At 68.8% G+C, this 20,827-nt stretch carries 17 protein-coding genes; 10 read left to right on the top strand and 7 right to left on the bottom strand.

The features are described from left to right. The first annotated feature begins 35 nt into the window (after positions 1-35). Entirely contained in the window at positions 36-1,058 is a 1,023-nt protein-coding gene (locus WFJ01_RS09355; RefSeq protein WP_292883799.1) for a hypothetical protein, read from the top strand. 39 nt (positions 1,059-1,097) lie between these two features. Here the strand turns inward: WFJ01_RS09355 and WFJ01_RS09350 are convergent, their stop codons facing one another. The 4 genes from WFJ01_RS09350 to WFJ01_RS09335 form a co-directional block, all read right to left on the bottom strand. Beyond that, positions 1,098-3,107 (bottom strand): DUF4012 domain-containing protein, encoded by a 2,010-nt coding sequence (locus tag WFJ01_RS09350; protein ID WP_292883802.1) that lies wholly within the window; start codon positions 3,105-3,107, stop codon positions 1,098-1,100. An 86-nt stretch (positions 3,108-3,193) separates the two neighbouring features. Continuing rightward, entirely contained in the window at positions 3,194-3,478 is a 285-nt protein-coding gene (locus tag WFJ01_RS09345) for a hypothetical protein (RefSeq protein ID WP_336628860.1), read from the bottom strand. Next, positions 3,475-4,128: a nucleotidyltransferase family protein gene (locus WFJ01_RS09340; RefSeq protein ID WP_292883805.1), complete on the bottom strand. Its 654-nt coding sequence runs from the start codon at positions 4,126-4,128 to the stop codon at positions 3,475-3,477. The genes WFJ01_RS09345 and WFJ01_RS09340 overlap by 4 nt, the downstream gene beginning before the upstream one ends. A 115-nt stretch (positions 4,129-4,243) precedes the next feature. Next, positions 4,244-4,528 (bottom strand): hypothetical protein, encoded by a 285-nt coding sequence (locus tag WFJ01_RS09335; RefSeq protein ID WP_294979880.1) that lies wholly within the window; start codon positions 4,526-4,528, stop codon positions 4,244-4,246. Positions 4,529-4,621: 93 nt separating this feature from the next. Between WFJ01_RS09335 and WFJ01_RS09330 the strand changes: the two genes are divergently transcribed. The 9 genes from WFJ01_RS09330 to WFJ01_RS09290 all read left to right on the top strand — a co-directional run bounded on the left by WFJ01_RS09330 (position 4,622) and on the right by WFJ01_RS09290 (position 16,740). Then, complete coding sequence (locus WFJ01_RS09330; RefSeq protein WP_292883807.1) at positions 4,622-5,794, top strand: hypothetical protein; 1,173 nt, start codon at positions 4,622-4,624, stop codon at positions 5,792-5,794. Further along, positions 5,791-6,840 (top strand): glycosyltransferase family 4 protein, encoded by a 1,050-nt coding sequence (locus WFJ01_RS09325; RefSeq protein ID WP_292883808.1) that lies wholly within the window; start codon positions 5,791-5,793, stop codon positions 6,838-6,840. The genes WFJ01_RS09330 and WFJ01_RS09325 overlap by 4 nt, the downstream gene beginning before the upstream one ends. 170 nt (positions 6,841-7,010) lie before the next feature. Next, a complete protein-coding gene (locus tag WFJ01_RS09320; protein ID WP_336628859.1) occupies positions 7,011-8,603 on the top strand; it encodes a polysaccharide biosynthesis tyrosine autokinase in 1,593 nt (530 codons plus the stop codon). Positions 8,604-8,672: 69 nt separating this feature from the next. Next, positions 8,673-9,701 (top strand): NAD-dependent epimerase/dehydratase family protein, encoded by a 1,029-nt coding sequence (locus WFJ01_RS09315; RefSeq protein WP_292883812.1) that lies wholly within the window; start codon positions 8,673-8,675, stop codon positions 9,699-9,701. Further along, positions 9,698-10,687 (top strand): CgeB family protein, encoded by a 990-nt coding sequence (locus WFJ01_RS09310; RefSeq protein ID WP_292883814.1) that lies wholly within the window; start codon positions 9,698-9,700, stop codon positions 10,685-10,687. Before WFJ01_RS09315 ends, WFJ01_RS09310 begins: the two co-directional genes overlap by 4 nt. Beyond that, positions 10,678-11,718 (top strand): RNA-binding protein, encoded by a 1,041-nt coding sequence (locus WFJ01_RS09305; protein WP_292883816.1) that lies wholly within the window; start codon positions 10,678-10,680, stop codon positions 11,716-11,718. Before WFJ01_RS09310 ends, WFJ01_RS09305 begins: the two co-directional genes overlap by 10 nt. Further along, complete coding sequence (locus WFJ01_RS09300) at positions 11,715-12,464, top strand: acylneuraminate cytidylyltransferase family protein (protein WP_292883818.1); 750 nt, start codon at positions 11,715-11,717, stop codon at positions 12,462-12,464. The genes WFJ01_RS09305 and WFJ01_RS09300 overlap by 4 nt, the downstream gene beginning before the upstream one ends. After that, complete coding sequence (locus tag WFJ01_RS09295; RefSeq protein WP_292883820.1) at positions 12,461-14,707, top strand: N-acetylneuraminate synthase family protein; 2,247 nt, start codon at positions 12,461-12,463, stop codon at positions 14,705-14,707. The genes WFJ01_RS09300 and WFJ01_RS09295 overlap by 4 nt, the downstream gene beginning before the upstream one ends. A gap of 233 nt (positions 14,708-14,940) precedes the next feature. Beyond that, positions 14,941-16,740, top strand: a complete 1,800-nt coding sequence (locus tag WFJ01_RS09290; RefSeq protein WP_292883821.1) for a hypothetical protein — start codon at positions 14,941-14,943, stop codon at positions 16,738-16,740. A gap of 129 nt (positions 16,741-16,869) precedes the next feature. On the opposite strand, the gene WFJ01_RS09285 is transcribed toward WFJ01_RS09290, so the two are convergent. The 3 genes from WFJ01_RS09285 to WFJ01_RS09275 are packed head-to-tail and all read right to left on the bottom strand — an operon-like array spanning position 16,870 to position 20,686. Next, complete coding sequence (locus WFJ01_RS09285) at positions 16,870-18,663, bottom strand: ABC transporter ATP-binding protein (RefSeq protein WP_336628858.1); 1,794 nt, start codon at positions 18,661-18,663, stop codon at positions 16,870-16,872. Next, the gene (locus WFJ01_RS09280) at positions 18,660-19,604 is read right to left on the bottom strand and encodes a glycosyltransferase family 2 protein (RefSeq protein ID WP_292883825.1); all 945 of its coding nucleotides are present in this window, start codon (positions 19,602-19,604) and stop codon (positions 18,660-18,662) included. Before WFJ01_RS09280 ends, WFJ01_RS09285 begins: the two co-directional genes overlap by 4 nt. Then, the gene (locus tag WFJ01_RS09275; protein ID WP_292883827.1) at positions 19,601-20,686 is read right to left on the bottom strand and encodes a glycosyltransferase; all 1,086 of its coding nucleotides are present in this window, start codon (positions 20,684-20,686) and stop codon (positions 19,601-19,603) included. Before WFJ01_RS09275 ends, WFJ01_RS09280 begins: the two co-directional genes overlap by 4 nt. Between the last annotated feature and the right edge of the window lie 141 nt (positions 20,687-20,827).

Below are 20,827 nucleotides of genomic sequence, written 5' to 3'. Positions count from 1 at the left end.
CGGCATCAGCCCGCGTCACCGGGGGATGGGGAAGCATGTCTGAAGCGGATGCCGATCGGGAGCGCACCGAGAGAGGGATCGACCCGGAAGCGGGCGCGCCCACGACCGACGGATCCCCCGTGAGCGACCGCGATGAGACGGCCGCGCGCTCCGACACGGAGACGGGGGGATCCCTGCTCGACGGGTTCGGGAGGCCTCCGCGCAGCGAGAGGCGGGGGCCGCAGCCGGCGCCGGAGCACGCGGGCGGACCGCAGCGGACCGGCGGCGCCATGCGGCTGACCCGCGGACAGCTCATCGCGATGGGCGTCGGGGTCGTCGTGACGCTCGCCGGGGTCGGTTGGGCGGTCGCCGCTCCGGGCTCGATGCGCCCTGCTCCGACGGCATCGGCCACCGCGGATCCTGCGCGCGCCGTCAAGGCTGCCGCCGCGATCGACGGTGTGGCCGCACAGCTCGAGGAGTCCCAGGGAGTGGCCACGGAGTTCGGGCCTCGACTGGCCGCGCTGCAGGGCGCGAGCGACGAGCCCGCACGCGCCGCGGCGGAGAGCGCGCGGCAGGCGCTCGTGCAGGCGCTGAGCGAGGTGACAGTCCCGGCCAAGCCCCCGCGCACCGCCGATGACGCGACCCTCGCCGTGATCGAGAAGAACACGGCCGCCGCCCAGGACGCGATCATCACTGCACGGGCGGCGTTCCACTCGGCGATCTCGACGTTCCTCGGGACGATGCCGGGCTATGCCGTGCGGGTCGTGGAGGACAACGCCGACGGATCCAGCGACTTGCGCAAGGCGGCGACCAGTGCGGCGATCGCGATGGCGTCCTCGGATCCGTTCACGCCGCCCTGGTTCGGTCCGTGGGACGCATGGCGCGCAGCGCTCGCCGCACTCATCGCGGATGCGGGCGGATCCTCCAGCGACCAGCCGTCGAACGGCGACGGGGGCGGGCCTGGTGGCGGCGACGCCCCGGCAGCGCCGTCGGCGCCGCCCGTCGACCCGGCGCCCACGCAGCCGCCGGTCCCCGATACGCCGCCCGAGCCGGATCCGACCACGCCGCCCACACCGTGACGCCGGTGGCTCAGGGGCTCGACGAGGACCGGATCCCGGCTACTTCTTCGCGGTGCAGCCAGGGGCGTCGATCGTCACCGGAGTCTCGGCGACCATGGGCGTGTGCCGCACCTCGAGCGGGCCGAAGGCTCCGACCGGTGCGGTGAACGTCGCCTCGACCGTGACCGCTTCGCCCGGGTGGGTCAGCACGTTCACCTTGACCGCGGTGCGGCCCAGATGCGGCTGCCCGGTCGCGGCCACGGGCTGGCCGTTCATCGTCACGCCGGTGAGCGTGGATCCGACCGGGCCGTAGAGGTACATGTCGGTCGAGACGTCGCCCTTGGGGAAGAACCGCGCCGGCGAGATGTACACCGGGAGGCCGTCCGCGGCGCCCGGGTCGAGCGTGTTCTTCAGGGTGACGGTGCTGGTGAAGGTGGGTGCGGCGGACGCCCGGCACTGAGTGCTCGTGGCCGCGATGCTCATCCGCATGTAGTAGTCGAGCTTGCCCTCGGTGATGTCGTCGAGGTAGACGCCGAGGTCGGTCGTCTGGGTGTTGTCGGCGGGCATGTTGCCGCCGACGGGGGTGCCTGCCAGCAGTGCGGCCTGCTCCTTCGCTCCGGGTGCGTACATCAGGCGGCCCTCGTTCGCGGCCTTGCTGAGCGCGTCGAGCAGGGTCTTCGGATCGGGGTGCGAGCTGAGCAGCCCCTCGAACACGGCCTTCGCCGCTGCCGCGAAGAACGCGTCCTGCTCGGGGCCTTCGGGGTACCTCGCGTAGACCTCGTTCAGCAGCAGCGGCACCGCGTTGTCGGCCGTGAGCACGTCGCCCGTGGGAAGCGTCACCGGGCCGATCGCCCGCAGCAGATAGCTGAGCGCCACGGGGTCGAACGAGACGACCGCATCGACCGGGGTGCCGAACGACTCGGCCCAGTAGGCACGCACGATGTTCGCCGTGTCGGTGAAGTCGGGGGAGAGCGTGGAGTCCTGGATCCAGCGTCCGATCTTGGTGCCGTAGAGGGCTTCCAGCTGCGGATCGAGCGGGATGATCGGTGTGTCGCGGCCGTTGTGGAAGTCGGCGGATCCTGCCTGCTGGGTGAGCGTGATCCGGCCGTTCTCGGCGGTCAGCATCGCGATCGCGGCCGGGTTGCCGCCGGTGCCGCGGGACTCGGCGTTGTTCTGGAAGATCAGCAGATAGTGCTGCGGTCCGTCCGATCCGAGGGCCTTCGACAGGATCATGAGGGCGTTGTGCGCCGGGGTGAGCACGGGGCCCACCTTGTCGAGCTCGTCATCGAGCTTCGTGATGCCCGAGGCGACCTGGGGGATGAGCACGGAGCGGTCCAGCGCGTTCAGGTCGTGCTGGATCCGCGTGACCGTCTCGTCCGCGGTGCTGACCCTGCCGGCGAGGTCGGTGAGGTTCTTCACGTCGACCGCGCCGTCCTTGGGCATCACGGCCTGCAGATCGATCGCGGTCAGGGGGCTGATCGCGTCGCGCACGAGCGTATCGGCGGAGTCGGCGGCGACACGCACGGCGGTCAGGTTGGGGCCGGCCACGGGCACCCACTCGAGGTTCTTCCACAGCCCGGTGCTGGTCTTCTGCTTGGCCTGCGCGGTCAGTGCGGCGATCTGCGCGATCGTCGTCTTGGCCGTCGCGGTGTCACCTGCGAGCATGCTCTGCTGCACCTGCCCGACAAGCGGGATGGCCTGCTCGAGATCGGACTTCGCCGACATCGCCTGGTCGTACAGCTTCTTGGCGGCGACTCCTCCGGCGACGCCGGCGACGATGAGTACCAGCAGCAGCGAGATCGGCACCCAGAACCGTGCGCTCTTCAGCAGGGGGCGACGGGGCTTGCGTCCGCGGGATCGATCGCCATCGTCGGATCCGCCTCGCCCCGAGTCGTCACGCCCAGAGCCGCCGTCGGAGGAACCGCCCTCGGAGGCGGATTCGTCGCGAGCTGCCGTCGACGCGTCGCCGAAGATCGCCGCCAGGTCGTCGCGCGGCTCCGCGGCATCGGTGCCGGCAGTCGCGGCGTCGGAGGACTGGCGGGCTTCACGGGCTTCGCGGCGGGACGTCACGGCACGATTCTAGGGATCACGGCTGAGGGATCCCCCGCAATCGACGTCGAGGATCCTGCGGCAGGATCCGGAGCGGACGATGCGCCTCAGCGTCGGGTGACGAGTCCGCGTTGTTCGAGGTCGTCGAGGAAGCCTTGGAGTCCTTGTTCGCCGAAGTCGATGGTGGCGTGGAGGTCTGCGACTTCGGCGCGGATGCTGTCGACGGTGCAGATGCCGTCGGCGATGAGGACCCAGACGAGCCAGGCTGCGTCGCGGAGTTCGTAGAGTTCGGCGTTGTCGAGGCGGGCGATCCAGGCGGCGCTCTCTTCGAGGCCGCCGTCGGCGCCGTCGACCCAGGCGATCTCGGGGGCGATGGCGTAGTGCGCGGTCACGATCCGCCCCGCCCGTGACGCGGATCCTGCGGCATCGAATCCCACCTGGACGAGGCTCCGGAGGATGGTGCGTCGAGGTCGCCGATGCCGGCGACGAAGGCCTCGTCGGCGTCGAGTTCGTGCGCCAGCACCAGCGCCGCATCACGCAGCTCGGGCGTGGACAGCGCCCACGCCTCGGCGCGTTCGGGGTCGTGCGACCGGGCGATGTGCAGGGTCTGCACGAGAATCTGCCCGCTCACGGAGGGCACGGGGCAGGGGTGGTGGCCGATGTCGGCGGTCTCATGATCGCGCCAGAGCCGCTCGAACACCGCCTCCGGCGTCGCCCGAGGTCCGGACAACTGACGGTGCACGTCCGCGTAGGTCCACGAGGGGTGCGTGAAGTTGGCCGCGTACTCGAACGGCGCATTCTCGTCGAAGCCGCTGAACAGGGTCCATCCGTCCTCGACCAGCGCCTTCAGGAACCGGTCCTGGTGCGCCGGACGTACCAGGACGTCGGCGTCGGACGAGTCGTGCCAGCCGTCGCGCAGAGAGAGCCGGGTCGCGGGACCCTTGATGTGCAGGAGGTCGATGGAGCGCTGCTCCGCCGTGCGCTGGAGGGACGCATGGGTGAGGTGCGTCAACGCCCAGATCGGAACTTCCGGCACCCCCATGCGCTCTACCCTAGGGGAGAACAGCGGTCGGCCAAGAGGTCGGACGGCATGACGATGCGAATCTCCGCGGTGCGTCCATGTGCTTCTCGTCCCGGGGCAGCCGCCTGCTGCGGGATCAGCGTCGGGTGACGAGTCCGCGTTGTTCGAGGTCGTCGAGGAAGCCTTGGAGTCCTTGTTCGCCGAAGTCGATGGTGGCGTGGAGGTCTGCGACTTCGGCGCGGATGCTGTCGACGGTGCAGATGCCGTCGGCGATGAGGACCCAGACGAGCCAGGCTGCGTCGCGGAGTTCGTAGAGTTCGGCGTTGTCGAGGCGGGCGATCCAGGCGGCGCTCTCTTCGCGGCCGCCGTCGGCGCCGTCGACCCAGGCGATCTCGGGGGCGATGGCGTAGTGCGCGGTCACGATCCGCCCCGCCCCAGGACCTCCGACACCCCCCATGGCCTCTACCCTAGGGGAGGAGGCGGTCCGCTCGGAACCGCGGGGGAAGGGGGAGGCGTGGTCGATTCGGTGGTGCTGCGTCTGCTCGGCGAACGATGGCGGGTCGACCTGTCCGCCTACGCGAATCCTGCGGCGTTCATCGTCTCCCTGCGCGAGTTGTGGGGTCGCGTCATCGACGACTCGGGGGAGGACGACGATGTCCGCTTCCGCCCGGTTCCGGACGGGGAGGACGCCCTGTCGACCCTGAGCCCCCGGATCGCGGATCGTACGGATGGATCGTTCCCCTACGCGTTCTCCAGGGCGATCACGCAGGCCGTGATCGAGCGCCACGCCGGCTCCGCTCTGCTGCTGCACGCCGCGGGGCTCGCCTCCGAGGACGGACGTCGCGGGGTCGTGCTCGTCGCCTCCTCCGGCACGGGCAAGAGCACGGCCGCCCGGCACCTGGGACGACGGCTCGGATATCTCAGCGACGAGCTGATGATGATCGACGAGCACGAGGAGCTGCACGGGCTCACCAAGCCGATCTCGCTGATCGTGCCGGGCTTTCCCGGGGGGAAGGAGGAGTCCTCACCGGATGCCCTCGCGCTCGGCGCCACCCCGATCGCACCGCCCCGTCTCGCGGCCATGGTCTGCCTCTCTCGCTCCGAAGAGGCCGTGCCGCCGCGCTTCGACTCGATCGGTCTGCATGAGCTGATCGCGGAGGTCGTGCCGCAGACATCGTCGTTGTGGCGGGTGGACCGCCCGCTGCAGAGGCTGGCGGAGGCGGCACGGCGCGGAGGAGGTCTGTTTCGGCTGGCCTATGCGGAGATCGCCGATGCGGAGCCGCTCGTGCGCGGGCTGCTGGAAGCGGACCGCCCCGACGGTGTCCTCGAATGGAGCGAGCACCGCCCGCCTGAGGGCGAACGGTGGCGTGATGACGAGGAGGGGGGAGCCGTGTTCAGCGGCGACGTCGACGATGATGTCGTCGTCTCGCGGGCTCCATGGACCGATGCCGTCGAGCAGGACGGCGAGGTGTCGGTGCTGGCCGGGGCGTCCTTCACACGCCTCGCGGGTATCGCGGTGACCATCTGGCTGGCCTGCGCTCGCCCGCTCACCGTCGCCGAACTGCACGATGTGCTCGCGCGCGAGCATGGTCCGCATCCGGACGCCGCGACGCTGATGCAGACGGCGCTGCGGGAGCTGAGTGCGCGTCGTCTTGTGACGGTCGCGGTCGCGGAGGGGGCATCGTGAGCGCGTCGCGGGTCTGGATCGCCACGAACAACGGTGCGATCGGTGGCGGCGAGGTGATGCTGATGCACATCGCGGAGGCGCTGCGCGAGCTCGGCCGCGATGTGACGGTGGTCGCGCCGCGTCATCCGTCGGACCTGGCCGACGCAGCGCGGGCGAAGGCGCTGGACGTCGAGGTGCTCGACGCGCATGACCGGGTGACCTGGATGCTTGCGCTGCGCCGGTGGGATCGTCGCCATCGCGACGGGATCCTGTGGTGCAACGGGCTGGTGCCTGCCGCGGCGACGGCGGGGCGGCGCAACCGAATCGTGCATCTGCATCAGTACCCGGAGGGGAAGAAGGGGATCGTCGCCCGTCTCGCGCGGGTGCGCGCGCTGCTGACGGTGGTTCCCTCGCAGCACTTCGCGGGGACGGTGCCGGGGTCGGTCGTGCTGCTGAACTGGACGAGTGCTTTCGAACCCACCGCCCGGCGTCGCCGGCCGGAGGACCCCTTCGTGGTCGGCTATCTGGGGCGTCTCGGCATGGACAAGGGCGTGCATGTGCTGGCCGGGGCGATCGGCGAGCTGGCCGAGCGGATGCCCGGTCGGGTGCGCCTGCGTCTCGCCGGCGAGTCCCGCTTCGTGGACTCACGATCGAGCGAAGTCGTCGCCGAGGCGCTGGCCGGCGTCTCGGCGCTGACGGATCGCGTCGGCTGGGTGCGGCCGCAGGATCTCTTCGATGCGGTGGACGTGCTCGTCGTGCCCTCCGTCGTCGCGGAGCCGTTCGGGCTGGTCGCCGCCGAGGCGATGTCGGCGGGGGTTCCCGTGATCGTCAGCGACGCGGGCGGACTCCCCGAGGTCGTCGGGCCGGAACACGGCGCGACCGTTCCGGCGGGCGACCGGGGCGCGCTCGTGGACGCCATCGCCGCGCTCGCGCAGCAGAAGTCCGAGGCGCGGACCGTCGATCAGCGGTTGCGGTGGGAGAGGATGTTCTCGCCCGCCGCCGGCCGTGAGCGCGTCGCGGAGCTGATGGAGACGGCTACCCGTGCGGCGGGGCGGCTCGGGGAGTGAGAGCCCGCGCAGAAGCGGTGCGGGCGGCGGTTTCCCGATCGTTCATCCGCACTGGGTATCATCGTTGCGGGGAATGACGATCGGCGTGCGTCCGCATGCGGCCGAACGCGGTAGACGTCTGACTTATACATTGGGGGATCCGACACGTGACAGTCCTTGATTTCTTCGCCATGACCAGGCGTGGATGGAAGATCCTCGTCCTGCTGATCGTCGGGGGCGCACTGGTCGGCGCCGCTTACGGGTTCTTCGCCCCCAAGACCTACGAGGCGCAGTCCTCGGGCTTCATCGCGACCCAGGGGACGACGGTCTTCGCGGGCTCCGATGCGGCGACGTCGAAGGCCGGCTCCTATCTGGCGCTGATCAACAGCAAGCAGGTGCGCGAGGCGATCCTCAAGGACACCAAGGCGGGTTCGGCGACCCTGGACGGATCGCTGAGCGCGCGCCTGGCCGCGGGATCGACCCTGATCCAGGTGACGGCGACGTCCAGCTCGCCGCAGAATGCGCAGAAGCTCGCCAACGGTGCGCTGCACGCGCTCGCGACGGTTGTCGGCGAGATCGAGTCGAAGACGCAGAACGACGGATCCTCGATCGAGATCGTCCCCATGGACGACGCCGTCGTGCCCACCTCGCCGGCGACGCCGAACCTCAAGCTCGCGATCGGCATCGGTGCAGCCGCCGGTCTCGTCCTCGGATACGTGTGGCTGCTCCTGCGTCGCGCTCTGGATGTGCGCGTCCGCGCTCACACCGACCTGAGGGAGCTCATGGGCACCGGCGTGCTCGCCCGTGTGCCGAAGCTCGGACGCAACGGCACGCCCGAGGGCGATTCGCGCACCGAGACCATCGCCAACGAGGCGTTCCGGCAACTGCGCACCGGGCTGCGCTTCTCGAGCGTCGACAGCGAAGTGCGCGTCGTCATGATCACCAGCGCCAGCCAGGGCGAGGGCAAGTCGATGACCGCCGCATCGCTGGCACGTGTGATCGCCGAGTCCGGTCAGCGCACGCTGCTCGTCGACGGCGACCTGCGCCGGCCGAAGGTGGCGCGCAACTTCGGCATCGACGGCACGATCGGGCTCAGCGAGGTGCTCAGCGGTCAGGTCGCGGTGCGCAACGCGATCCAGCCCACCAAGGACCCGAACCTGTTCGTGCTGCCGTCGGGGGGAACCCCGCCGAACCCATCCGAGATGCTCGGGTCCGTCGCACTGAGCAATCTGCTGCGCGAGTTCCGCAAGGACTTCTTCATCATCATCGACGCCCCGCCGGTGCTCCCGGTGACTGACGCCACGGTGGTCAGCACCCTCGTCGACGGCGTGGTGTTCGTGCTCGCCGTCGGGCAGACGCGCAAGGCGGCAGGAGCCGCGGCCCGCGCGCAGCTCGAGCAGGTGCACGCGCGCATCCTCGGCATCGTGCTGAACATGGTGCCGCTCAAGGGCGTCGACAGCCACAGCTACGGCTATTACCGGCAGAACAACAGCTACTACCTGAAGCCGGCGAAGGACAAGAAGGAGAAGGGCGGGGGGAGGCGCACCGCGCCCGCACCCGCGGTCGTTCCCCACGTTCCCGTCGAGCGGGAAGCCACGCCGATCAGGAGGACGTCTGCGGGGCAGGTTCAGGGATCCGCTCCTGCGCAGGCTCAGCCGGCGTCCGTCGAAGCTGCCGCTCAGAATCCGGCGACCGCTGCCCGCGACGCGCAGCCCACCCCGTCGGCGCAACCGGTGGGAGCCCGGGCCGAGACGCCCCCGCTGCGACGCAGCTCTCGATCCTGATATGCGACGGCCGACGACTCCCGCGAGGGAACGTGCGCGACGGCCCGTGAGGAAGCAAGGGGGGCCTTCATGAAGGTGTTGATCACCGGCGGCACCGGCTTCATCGGGCAGCATGTCGCCTCACAGCTGGCACATCGCGGCCACGAGACGGTCGCGATGGACCTGCTCCTGGCACAGGTGCATTCGGATCCGGAAGGCGCCGTCCGGCGGTTCCCGGGGGACGTCATCCGTGCCGACGTCGCAGACGCGCAGGCGTGGGCGGAGCTGCCGCCGTTCGACGCGCTGATCCATCTGGCGGCCGAGACCGGAACCGCGCAGTCCATGTACGAGCGTGAACGCTACGAGCGCGTGAACGTCGAAGGCAGCCGCCTCGCGGCGCGCGCCGCCGCCCACCTCGGGGTGCCGATCATCTCGCTCAGCTCCCGCGCAGTGTACGGCGAAGGGCTCCGTGACGAGGACGGCGCGCTCCGCGCCTCTCGCGAGGACGACCCGCACAGACCGGTCTCGTTCTACGGCGAGACGAAATCTCAGGCCGAAGCGGCCGTCATCGACGAGGTCGGGGATGCCGCACCGGCCGTGATCATCCGGCCTCAGAACGTGATCGGTCTCGGACAGGCGCTGCGCAACCCCTACACCGGAGTGCTGGCCGCCTTCCTCGCGAGGCTGCGGGAGGGGCGCCCGCTGTCGATCTACGGCGATGGTTCGCAGACGAGGGATTTCGTGCATGTGGCGGACCTCGCCGTGCTCATCGCCTGGAACCTCGACAACCTGCCGCAGGCGTCCCAGCCCCGCGTCCTCAACTGCGGGACGGGTGTGCGGACCTCGCTGACGGACCTCGCCGAGTACGCGGCCGCCGCATCGCCGGCGGGTGCGTCCGTGATCGAACACGTGGACGTCCATCGCGCCGGCGACATCGAGCATGCGTGCGCAGACCTCGGCCGCCTGCGCGCTGTAGGAGCTCCCCTGCCGTCACGGACGACCTCCGAGGCCGTGGCCGACTTCATCGTCGGCTCGTGGCAGGGCGATGTGGCGCCCTCCCGGGTGTGGGACGAGGCGCTCGACGAGCTCAGCAGTCGCGGTCTGGTGGACGGGTCGTGAGGATCCTCGTCGTCAGCCCCGGCTTCCATGGATACGCGTCGTCCTTCGGGCGCACCTTCGCCTCGCTGGGCCATCACGCTCGCGTGCACGTGTACGACCACGCGGGAGCGGGGGTCGACCGCATCGGCATGCGGCTGCTGCATCGCCGCCCGGAGCACGCGCTGGCGCAGCGGACCCGACGGAACCTGACGGAGCGCGCGATCGACGCGCTTCGGATGTATCGCCCGGATGCGGTCCTGGTGGTGCGCGGCGATCTTCTCGACCAGGCGTGGTGGGACGCACTCGCCGGCCACCCCGCCCGTCGGGTGACGTGGATGTACGACGAGCTGCGCCGGATGACGTACAGTGACGAGACTCTCGGGCGGATCGGCGTGCTGGCGACCTACAGTGCGCGTGACGCCGATGCCCTGCGGACTCGCGGTGTGCGAGCGCATCACGTCCCGCTCGGCTTCGACGCTTTGGAGCCCATCCGCGCCAGGCCGACCCGCGGGGTCACTCTGATCGGAGCGCGTTACCCGAGCCGAGAGGAAGCACTGCGACGGCTGGCCGGAGCGGGCGTCGAGGTCACGGCTTTCGGGAGGGACTGGTCTCGTCACCCCGTCGACGTGCTCCGGACCGGAGCCTACGCGCACCCCGGCGTCCGATCCGGTCGTGAACTGTCGCGAGGTCAGGCCTACGGTGCGATGCGGGACTCTGCGGCGACGCTCAACCTCCACGCGGACCAGGACGGGTTCACGATGCGGACCTTCGAGGCCGCGGGCGTCGGAGCTGTCGAGATCTGCGACCGGCCCGATGTCGATCGATTCTATGAGCCCGGTGCCGAGGTGCTCAGTTACGCGAGCACCGACGAGCTGGTGGAGCAGTGCCGCCGCGTTATCGCCGACCCGCGGTGGGCGGACGGCATCCGCGCGCGGGCACGGGCCCGGACCCTCGCGGAGCACACCCTCGCACACCGGCTGCGCCGATTGGAGCAGCTGTGGGCCTGAACTTCCCGACGGAGCTCGACGACTGGCGGCGCTGGCAGGCGGGCCAGCACCGGCTGCAGCGGATGCGCGCGCGTCTGAGCGGCACGGCACGGGAGACTCCCACCCTCGGCATCGCCGTGCGGGGAGCCGCTCCGACTGTGCTCCTCGCCATCGACTCCCGCTCCCCGTCCGGCATCGCCTCGTTGCACGGTCTTCTCTCCCGCGTCCCGGAGCTCGCCGTGGTCAGTTGCGTGCACAGCCCGTCCGAGCTGAGGGAGCTTCTCGGGGGAGAGGAGACCGGCGCGCGCATCTCCGAGATCGATGTGCTCCCGGACTCGCTCGCTCTGGTCGTCGGCGCGGGCCACTACCTGCCGGCCGGCGCGGCCGCATGGATGCTGGCCACGCGGCGCGGGCTTCCCATGACGGTGGTCCAGCACGGCCTGCTGACCCCGTTCAACCCGCCGCTGCCGCCGCAGGCGCACGTGCTGGCCTTCAGCGAGGCAGAGGGCGCCTTCTGGGCGTCGGGTCGTGACGACGTCGGATGGACCGTGGTCGGATCCCAGCTGTTCTGGGACGCCGCTGACGCGTCGGCGGAGCCGGCGGCCGGAGGTGTGCCGCAGTACCTCGGCCAGCTGCACGGGGCGGAGCTGCCGCGCAGAGGCATGGCGCGGGCGGCGAGCCGGTTCTGGCACGAGACCGGCGCGGTCTACCGTCCGCATCCGTCGGAGGTCGATCGGCTCTCCCGCGTTCAGCACGCGCTCTGGGAACGGCAGGGCATGCGAATCGACCGTAGCAAGCGGCCGCTCGCCGCCCTCGGCGGCCCGGTGGTGGCGGCCTTCTCCACGGGCATCTTGGAAGCCGCCGCGGCAGGGCTTCCGTCGTGGTCCTTCTATCCGGATCCGCCGCGCTGGCTGGCCGAGTTCTGGGAGCGCTACGGGATCCGTCGCTGGGAGGTCGATGCCGATCCCACCCCCGCCCCTGCCCGACCTGCCGTCGAACCCGCCCAGGCGATCGCCGATGCCGTGCTCGCCCTGGCCGAAGGAGCCTCATGAACATCCTCTGCGTGATCCCCGTGCGCGGCGGGTCGAAGGGCATCCCCGGAAAGAACGCCCGCTCCGTGGCGGGTAAGCCTCTCGTCGTGTGGAGCATCGAGCAGGCGCTCGCGGCAGGCCTCGACGTGCTCGTCTCGACCGATGACGCCGACCTCGCCGAGATCGCCCGCAGGGCCGGGGCCGACGTGCCGTTTCTGCGGCCTGCTGAGCTCGCTCAGGACACGACTCCCACCGAGCCGGTGATCCTGCACGCGATCGCGCATCGCGTCGCCGGGGGCCGGCGCCCGGAGGCGGTGATGCTGCTGCAGGCGACCTCGCCGGTGCGGCTGCCGGGAACGATCGCCCGCGCCGTGCGGGAGTTCCGTGAGACGGGGGTCGACAGCCTGGTCGGGGTCGTCCCGCAGACGCCGTTCTTCTGGCATCCGGCCGCGGACGGGCAGGGCGGCGCGACCGCCGAGTACGATCCGGCGGCGCGCCCGCGCCGTCAGGAGCTGGCGGCCGGCGACTACTTCTACAAGGAGACCGGCTCGCTGTATCTCACCCGCACCGAGATCTACGAGCGGGACAACAACAGGATCGGCGGCCGGGTGGGGCTGTTCGTGATGGACGAGGCCGAGGGCGTCGACATCGATACGCTGGTTGATCTGAGGATCGCCGAGCAGGTTCTGGGGGACCTGCAGTCGGAGCCGCTCGACCGCGCGGCGGGAGCCGGCGATCCGGCGGGGGAGAAGGGGGACGAGGCATGATCATCGAGCGTGATCTCGCACCGTACATCGTCTTCGCGGAGGATCCGGTCCTCACCGGTCTCGCGAAGATCAACGCGAACAGGCAGCGCATCGTGTTCTGCGTCGACGAGCACGGGATCCTGCGCGGGTCCCTCTCCGACGGCGACTTCCGGCGCTGGATCATCCAGAACCCGACCGCTTCGCTCGATGTCTCCTGCGCGACCGTGGCGAACCGCGGGGTGCAGACCGCGCCGCACACCGCGACGCCCGCTGACATCGCGCCGCTCCTCGGGCGTGGCGGAGTGCACCATGTGCCGCTCGTCGACGAACGCGGGCACCTCTGGGCGATCGCGATCGATGAGAGCGACACGCTGCGCATCGGTGCGCACGAGATCGGCGACGGTCACCCCGCGTTCGTCATCGCCGAGGTCGGCAACAACCACAACGGATCCGTCGACCTCGCCAAACGGCTCGTCGACCTCGCGGTCGAGGCGAACGCCGATGCGGTGAAGTTCCAGCTGCGCGACCTGGACGCGCTGTACCGGCAGCGTGGTGCGGCAACCGGGGGAGAGGACCTGGGCGTGCAGTACACCCTCGACCTGCTGCGCCGGTTCTCGCTGCCCGCGGAGAAGCTGTTCGAGGTGTTCGACCACGCCAGGGACGCCGGCATCGACGTGATGTGCACGCCGTGGGATGCGCCCAGCGTGCAGGCGCTCGCCGACTACGGGATCCCGGCGCTGAAGATCGCCTCGGCCGATCTCACCAACCACGAGCTCATCGCCGATGCGGCGGACAAGGGACTGCCTCTCGTGCTCAGCACGGGAATGTCGAGGGAGAGCGAGATCCTCGAGACCGTCGCGCTGCTGCGCGGGAGGGGCGCGCCCTTCGCGCTGCTGCACTGCCAGTCGACGTACCCGGCGCCCTACAAGGACCTCAACCTGCGCTATCTCGACCGTCTGGCCGAGATCGGCCAGTGCGTGGTCGGCTACTCCGGGCACGAGCGCGGCTGGCATGTGCCGGTCGCGGCCGTCGCACGCGGCGCGCACATCATCGAGAAGCACTTCACGATCGACCGCACGATGGAGGGCAACGACCACACCGTGTCGCTGCTGCCCGACGAGTTTCGCACCATGGTCGAGCAGATCCGCGACATCGAGACGTCGATGGGATCCGGCGACTCGCGCGTCGTCTCGACCGGCGAGCAGATGAACCGCGTGACCCTGGCGAAGTCGCTGGTGGCCTCGCGTCCGCTCGCCACGGGAACCGTGCTCACCGCGGCCGACGTGGTCGTGAAGAGCCCGGGGCGGGGGCTGCAGCCCAACGCGCTGCCGCAGCTGCTCGGTCGGGCGGTCAAGCGCGACATGGCCGAAGGCGACTTCTTCTTCGACGGCGATCTGCGTGACGCGGCCCCCGAGGGACGGCCGTTCGCGTTCCGCCGGCCCTGGGGTCTGCCGGTGCGCTATCACGACGCCGCTGCCCTGCTGGCGCAGTCGAACCCGGACTTCCTCGAGTTCCATTTCTCGTACAAGGATCTCGACGTCGACATGGACGACTTCTTCACCGAGAAGCTGCCCATCGGGTTCACCACGCATCTGCCCGACCTGTTCGCCGGCGACTTCCTCGTCGACCTGGGCTCCGACGACGACGAGATCTGGGAGCGCTCCATCCGCGAGGTGCAGCGCACGATCGACGTCACCCGCAAGCTGCGCACCTGGTTCACCCTCGAGGAGGACCCGATCATGGTGGTCACCATGGGCGGGTTCACGAAGGACAAGCACATCGCCCCCGAGGGGCGCGCGCACAAGTACGCCCGTATCGCGGCCGCGCTGAAGCGCCTCGACACCACCGGCGTGCGGATCGCCGCGCAGACCCTGCCGCCGTATCCGTGGCTGATGGGCGGACAGCAGTTCCACAACCTGTTCGTCGACCCGCGCGACACCGCCCGGTTCGCGGAGGAGACGGGCACCGCGCTGTGCTTCGACGCCTCGCACACCAAGCTCGCCACCAACTGGCTGGGACTCGCGTTCTCCGAGGCCGTCGACCTGCTCGCGCCGTACACGATCCACTGGCACCTGGTCGACGCCACCGGCGTCGACGGCGAAGGCGTGCAGGTGGGCGAAGGTGACATCGACTGGCCGGAGTTCGCAGAGCGGATGGACCGGCTCTCTCCGGGTACTCCGTTCATCCCCGAGATCTGGCAGGGTCACGTCGACAACGGCTCGGGCTTCTGGACGGCGCTGGACCGGCTGGAGGCGTGGCTGTGATGCCTGATCTAGCTCCTAGGCATTGTTTTTTGAGCGGCTCTCATCTGCGCAAGAACGGCCCAGGATATTCGAACGGCACGGCCTAGATGACGATGATTCCGCCCTTCTTGGTCATTCTATCTGTGGTTACCGCGGCAGGTGGCCTGGCTGGGTGCGCTGCCCTTCTGTTCAGAGCGGTCCGGTCGAGCGTCCTCAGCGTCGCCTGCGCGCCACTTGTGTTTGGGGTCGGACTCATGCTGGGGAGCGAGTTGCTATCGGCGGCGGGCCTCTACAGCCTGACGTCGTTGGCTGTGCTTCTCTGGGTGTGCGGCTCGGTGGTCACGGTAGTCGCATCGATTTCCGGTGCGTTCAGCGAACTATGGCAGAGGCTGTGGCGTTCGGTGCGAGGCGCGGCGCGTGCCGAATGGGTGCTGATCGCGACTATCGGGGTTTTCGGCCTTGTCACGCTGGCCACCGGTTTGGCGACGGCGCCCAACAATATTGATTCGCTCTCATATCATCTCCCTCGCATCTTCGAGTGGCTGCAAGCGGGTCGAATCGAGGCCTTCGCCACGCCATATCCGGCGCAGCTCTACCTTCCGCCCGGCGCGGAACAGATTATGGCGATCATGTTGGCAGCATTCGCAACCGATCATGCAATGTTCTTGGTTCAGTGGGCGGCGTGGTGGTCGCTCGGCTGTGCGACCTTTGCGGCGAGTCGGAACCTCGGCTGTTCCAGACTCAGCGGCCTGACTGGCGCTATCGTTGCCATGACAGCGCCGAGCATCATCGGCGAGGCTGCCACAACTCAGAACGACCTGTTGGCGACCGCATACGTCATCGCGGCTCTTGCGCTTGTCACTCATTCGGCCGGGGTGCCTGCCGTCACAGACTCGGCGCGAGGGTATCGTCCGAGGTCGAGCACTCGGGAACCATTCGTGTCCTTGGTACTTGCGTTGGTGATGTGTGGGGCGGTGCTGGCCGTAAAGCCGCCCGTGGGGCTCTTTGCGGTACCCATCGGGGTGTGGGCCGCTTTCCGAGTCGTTCTGCTACTGCGCGACAAGGCCTTCCTCAAGGTGGCGCTGGGGCTGGCAAGTGCGTTGCTGGCGGTGGCACTGATCAACGCTGGTTGGGTGGCCCGCAACCTCGAGCAGTATGGTCACGCGACTGGTCCTGATCTTGGGCTGACGGTGCAAGGGAATCTGCTTCAGTCGGGAGCGCTGAACGGCGTCAAGAACCTCGGGCACGAACTGGCAGTTCCTTCCGACCGTGTCAATGTGGTGATCACCTCGATCTTGACGAAGATGGCAGAGACTGTTTCAGGCGCGCCTATCAACGATCCCGCATCGTCGTTCACACCATTCAGCATGGCTTCCGAACGTAACGAGGACCGCGCGGGAAACATCGTCCAAGCCCTTCTGATCGCGGTGGCCGCGATCGTAGTGCTGGCAGTCCCGCGTCTGCGAAGGCGAGGATGGCCGGTCGTATTGGTGCTCGTCACGGGATACTTTGTGTTCTCGGCGCTCGTTCGCTATCAGACCTGGGGCGGAAGGTTCCTGCTTCCGGCATTGGCGATGGGTGCAGTGCTGGTGGCGCTTGCCTTGAACGGAATGCGACATCGCCAGGGCATATACATCGGAACTATCGTCACGATCTGCGCGATGCAGGCGTTGCCTTGGACATTGGCGCAGAAATGGCGACCGCTCGTCGGATCGGACAGCGTGCTGTTTCGCAGCGACTTCGCTGAACTGACAGCGGCATTGTCAGAAGCCGACCGTGCAAGGGTCGCCTCGACGCTATCGACCGTCAGTGAGGAGAACCCGGAGACGGTGAGTCTTTTCGGGCCGCATTCCTACTACCATGAGTACATCTGGTGGAGATATCTCAGCGACTCTGGTTCGGTGAAGATTCGGCATATCTCGGATGCATCTTCGATCAATGGTCCAGATCTTTTCCTCAGCCCCTGGGATAAACTTGACCAGGTACCTACCGGCTATCGTGAGGTCAGCGAAGATCCGATCATCTTGACGAAGGATCGCGGCGCTACGCGCTGAGGCACCCCAGCATTCGGCCGTGCTCTGGAGGCGTGGCTGTAGCAGCCCGTGATCGGGACGAGAGCGGCGAGGCCGGCGGGACCCGTCGCCGTCTCGCTCGTCCGGCCGAAGGGGCCCTGACGTCCTCGCTCAGTCGTCAAGGCGGCCGAGCTCCACGAGCCGGGCGAAACCGGGTGTCGTGCTCTGGACCTCGGTGAAGGTCCCGCGACCGGCCACACGACCGTGTTCGAGGAACAGGAGCTGATCGACGTCGCGAACGCTCGAGAGACGGTGCGCCACCAGGATCGTCGTGATCTCGCCGGAGAGACCTCGGATGGTGGCGGCGATGCGATCCTCTGTCTCGTTGTCGAGCGCGGAGGTCGCCTCGTCGAAGACGATGACCTGCGGACTGCGGTAGAGCGCCCGCGCGATGCCCACGCGCTGACGTTGGCCGCCGGAGATCTTCGAGCCGCGGTCGCCGAGTTCGGAATCGATGCCGTACGGCAGCGCGGCGACCAGTTCGGTCAACTGCGCACGAGCCAGCGCATCATGGATCCTCGCCACGTCCCGATCGGCGGGATCCTGTCCGAACGCGACGTTCGCCGCGAGGGTGTCGTGCAGCAGGAAGACGTCCTGCGGCACGTACGCGACGATATCCGTCCAGGAGTCGCCCATCTCCGAAACAGGAGTGGACCCGTAGGAGACGACGCCCCGGTCGGTCGTGATCAGTCCGAGGATGATGTCGACGAGCGTGGTCTTGCCCGACCCGCTCTGACCGCACAGTGCGAGCGATGAGCCGGGGGGGATCGAGAAGTCGATGTCGGAGAGCACGTCGCTGCGGCCGTCCGGGTAGCGGAACGACATCCGGTCCACCGTGATGGTCTCGGCTCTGGCAAGAGGCGCACGTTTCGCGGCCGTCACGCTCTCGTGAGCGGCAGGGAGACGACGGAGAGTCTCGACGGTGATCGCGAGACCCGGTGTGCCGTTGCGGATGAACCCGAAGGTCGCCGTCAGCGACGACATCAAGGGGAGCATCTTCAGCGTCGCCGCAATGAAAAGGCTGAGCGTGGCCACCGCCTCCGTCGACTGGCCGGACAGCGTGACCAGCGCGATGAGGAGGGCGATGCCGCCCATTCCGACCGCCTCGAGGAGGTAGCGGGGCATCTGGGAGTAGAAGTTCGCACGACGGCTCGCCAGCCCCTGGGCGCGATTCGCTTCGTCGAAGGCCTCGACGAAGTGCGCGACCGCGCCGTGCGTGCGCACCTCGCGGAAGCCGTGCATGGCATCGATCAGCGCGAGGCTCTTCAGGCGAGCCGAGACCAGGGCATCATGGCCGGCACGCTGGTTGCGATGGCTGAGCACCTGTTGCATCACGAACACGGCGATCCCGAAGTAGGCGATCGCGGCAAGGGCCGGAAGCGGCATGACGGCGATCACGAGTGCAAGGGCCATCACGATCGAGAGCCCGGATGCGATCAGGGAGAGAACGCCGCCGAGCACCTTGTTGTGTGCGTCCGTGGCAGCCGCGTCAACGGTGCGACTGAGCTCCGCCACGTCACGCTGGCGGTGGGTCAGATAGTCCTCGTTGAGGAAGGCGCCCAGCATGCGTGATGAGGTGCGGACCTGAAGGCGGAGCACGAGCCCGAGGCTCCACCACTGGATCGCGAGGCTGAGCACGGCCTTGAGTGCGAAGGCAAGCACCATGAAGGCGGCGAGGATGATGACGAACTGGGTACGTCCCGGGTGGCCGAGCAGGCCGCTGATGACTCCGAGGTAGCCGGGGGACATGTCCGCTCCGAGGAGCACGTTCATCAGGGGGAGCACCGCTGCCAGCCCGACGAGGTCCATCAGGGAGACGAAGAACTGCAGGACGACATAAAGCCCGAGAAGGAGGCGATCGCGCGCGGGGAACGACTGGATGAGATACCACAGGTCAGATCTCATCCGCGTGGCACTCCGTTCGCATCATCGGCATCTCGTGCGCTCCGATACCCCGCGACGCTCGACGCTTCGACGACCATTCCGACAGTGCGACGAGCGATGGCGGATGGCAGCACGTGGATGGTCCCATCGACGCATCGTGCGATGATGTCGCTGCGGCGGCGCGTGAGCCACCGGGACAGGCCGACAACCGTACGGTTCCACGGAGAGAAAGCCTCGGGCTCCGCAGGTCCGCTTGCGCCTATGCCATGGATCGTGTCGAAGGTCCATCGCGCCGCTCCGGAGTCGAACGCGCGGAGCGCGCGGATCGCGGTGGTCGTGGAGGCGACGTGATGAAGGACTTCGGCACCCTGGGCGAGCACGATCGGAATCCCCGCCTGCTGCAGTCGGTAGCCGTAGTCGACATCCTCCCAGCCGTAGCCACGGTAGCGGGTGTCGTATCCGCCGATCCGCTCGTACGACTCCCGGCTGATCGACACGTTGCCGCCCCAGAGTCGCCACCGTGCATCGGGCGCTGACTGGTAGGCGTGTTCCCGGCCTCGGCCGTCGGCGTCGAGGCCGTACACCCGCATGTATCGGGTGGGAGGGGCGATGTTTCGGGGCAGCCCGATCACGCCGCACTCGGAGGCTTCGTGGCACTGGACGTGGGCGCTGAGGTGGCCAGGATCCAACTCGAAGTCGTCGTCGGCGCGGATCAGCACATCTCCACTGGCGGCAGCGAGACCCACGTTCAGCGCTGCTGCGCGTCCTCGATTCTCGGGGAAGACCACGGAGCGGATCGGCAGATGCGCATACCGCCGAACGACGGCCTCCGACTCGTCGATGTCGCCATCGATGACGACGATCGCCTCCCAATCGTGATGAGTCTGCGCAGCGAGCGAGGCAAGCAGTGTGGGCAGCCGGCGGGCACCGCCTCTCGTCGGAACGATGATCGATGCCTTCATCGGGTGCCCTCCGTTCGCGCATCCCGCGTGCGACCCGGTGCGGCGACCTCGCGATAGACCTCGGTGATCTGCTCGGCCATCCCGGCGACGGTGGGCACGTGATCGGCGAGGGCCGCGCGAAGCCGCAGCTCCTGCCCCTGGGCGACGGCGATGTCGGCGAGCCCCCGGTCGTCGCCGAAGTCAGCGATGCAGCGTGCGGGCAGGATCTCGGGGTTGCCGCCGATCGGGCTGGCGGCGACGCCCATGCCGTTCGCGACCGCGTCGAGGAGTGAGTAAGAGCAGTTGTCGGACAGTGAAGGCTGAATCAGGACGTCATGCTCGGCCATCGCGCGCCGAGCATCGACGAAGCCGGGGAAGGATGTCCGATCGTCGACGCCCAGCGAGGCCGCTAGGGCACGGAGAGCCTCGTCCTCCGGGCCTTGTCCGGCCACGGTGAGCCGGGCATCGGGGTGCTCGGAGGCGAGGAGCGAGAAGGCGCGCAGAGCCATGGCGACGTTCTTCTCGGGCGCGAGTCGCGACAGCGAGAGAAGACGAAGCCCGGGCTGTCGCGCGGGCGATGGAACCGGGCGGTCGACTCCGTTGAGGATCGTGTGGATCGGCAGTCGTGGATGCCAGCGCGCCAGCATGTCGCGCCTGGTCGACTCGCTCACGGCGATCGCACCGCGGAAGCGGGTCAGGCGTATGCGATGCACGGTCTCCATCGTCGCCGCGGAGGTGCGCGTGGGATGGAACATGTAGCGGTCAGGCGAGATGTGGTGCTCAGTCGTGACGAGAACGACGGGGAGCCCTGCGGATGCGGCGGCGAGGAGGATGTCGGCCTTGGCGAGATGCGAGTGTGCGATCGTCGGGCGGAGCCGCTTCAGGATGTGCCGCAGTGCGAGTGTCGTGCGCCTGGTGGATGTCATCGGCAGGGGGAGTACGGCGACCCCGAGCTCCCGGAGGCGATCGAGGAGAGGGCCCTCCGGTGCAGCCACGACGAGGCGCCAGCCGGGGAGGCCGACGGTCGCCACGTCGATGATGTGGCGGGCGACCCCGGCCAGCTCCGAGACGGGGCTTACCCAGAGCGCGATGGGGTTCGGCATTCCGTTCAGTTCTGGTGTCCTGTCGTGATGCCCGCGCGTTCTGCGCGCGGTTGAGACGAGAAAGTGCGTCGCATCATCAGACAAGCACCTCCCGTGCCCCCATGGACCGGTGCGTGTGTTCTGCGGCGCGATTGCGAATGC

The sequence above is a fragment of the Microbacterium sp. MMO-35 genome, from assembly GCF_037147555.1.
GTDB lineage: Bacteria > Actinomycetota > Actinomycetes > Actinomycetales > Microbacteriaceae > Microbacterium.
Note: the sequence above shows the minus strand (reverse complement) of the source record. Positions and strands in the feature narration are given on the sequence as shown.

What these genes read in the sequence shown, in the direction of transcription:
- WFJ01_RS09355 (WP_292883799.1), top strand. Translation starts at nt 36, where the DNA reads ATGTCTGAAGCGGATGCCGATCGGGAGCGCACCGAGAGAGGGATCGAC.
- WFJ01_RS09340 (WP_292883805.1), bottom strand. Translation starts at nt 4,128, where the DNA reads ATGGGGGTGCCGGAAGTTCCGATCTGGGCGTTGACGCACCTCACCCAT.
- WFJ01_RS09320 (WP_336628859.1), top strand. Translation starts at nt 7,011, where the DNA reads ATGACCAGGCGTGGATGGAAGATCCTCGTCCTGCTGATCGTCGGGGGC.
- WFJ01_RS09315 (WP_292883812.1), top strand. Translation starts at nt 8,673, where the DNA reads ATGAAGGTGTTGATCACCGGCGGCACCGGCTTCATCGGGCAGCATGTC.
- WFJ01_RS09300 (WP_292883818.1), top strand. Translation starts at nt 11,715, where the DNA reads ATGAACATCCTCTGCGTGATCCCCGTGCGCGGCGGGTCGAAGGGCATC.
- WFJ01_RS09295 (WP_292883820.1), top strand. Translation starts at nt 12,461, where the DNA reads ATGATCATCGAGCGTGATCTCGCACCGTACATCGTCTTCGCGGAGGAT.
- WFJ01_RS09290 (WP_292883821.1), top strand. Translation starts at nt 14,941, where the DNA reads ATGCTGGGGAGCGAGTTGCTATCGGCGGCGGGCCTCTACAGCCTGACG.
- WFJ01_RS09285 (WP_336628858.1), bottom strand. Translation starts at nt 18,663, where the DNA reads ATGAGATCTGACCTGTGGTATCTCATCCAGTCGTTCCCCGCGCGCGAT.
- WFJ01_RS09280 (WP_292883825.1), bottom strand. Translation starts at nt 19,604, where the DNA reads ATGAAGGCATCGATCATCGTTCCGACGAGAGGCGGTGCCCGCCGGCTG.
- WFJ01_RS09275 (WP_292883827.1), bottom strand. Translation starts at nt 20,686, where the DNA reads ATGCCGAACCCCATCGCGCTCTGGGTAAGCCCCGTCTCGGAGCTGGCC.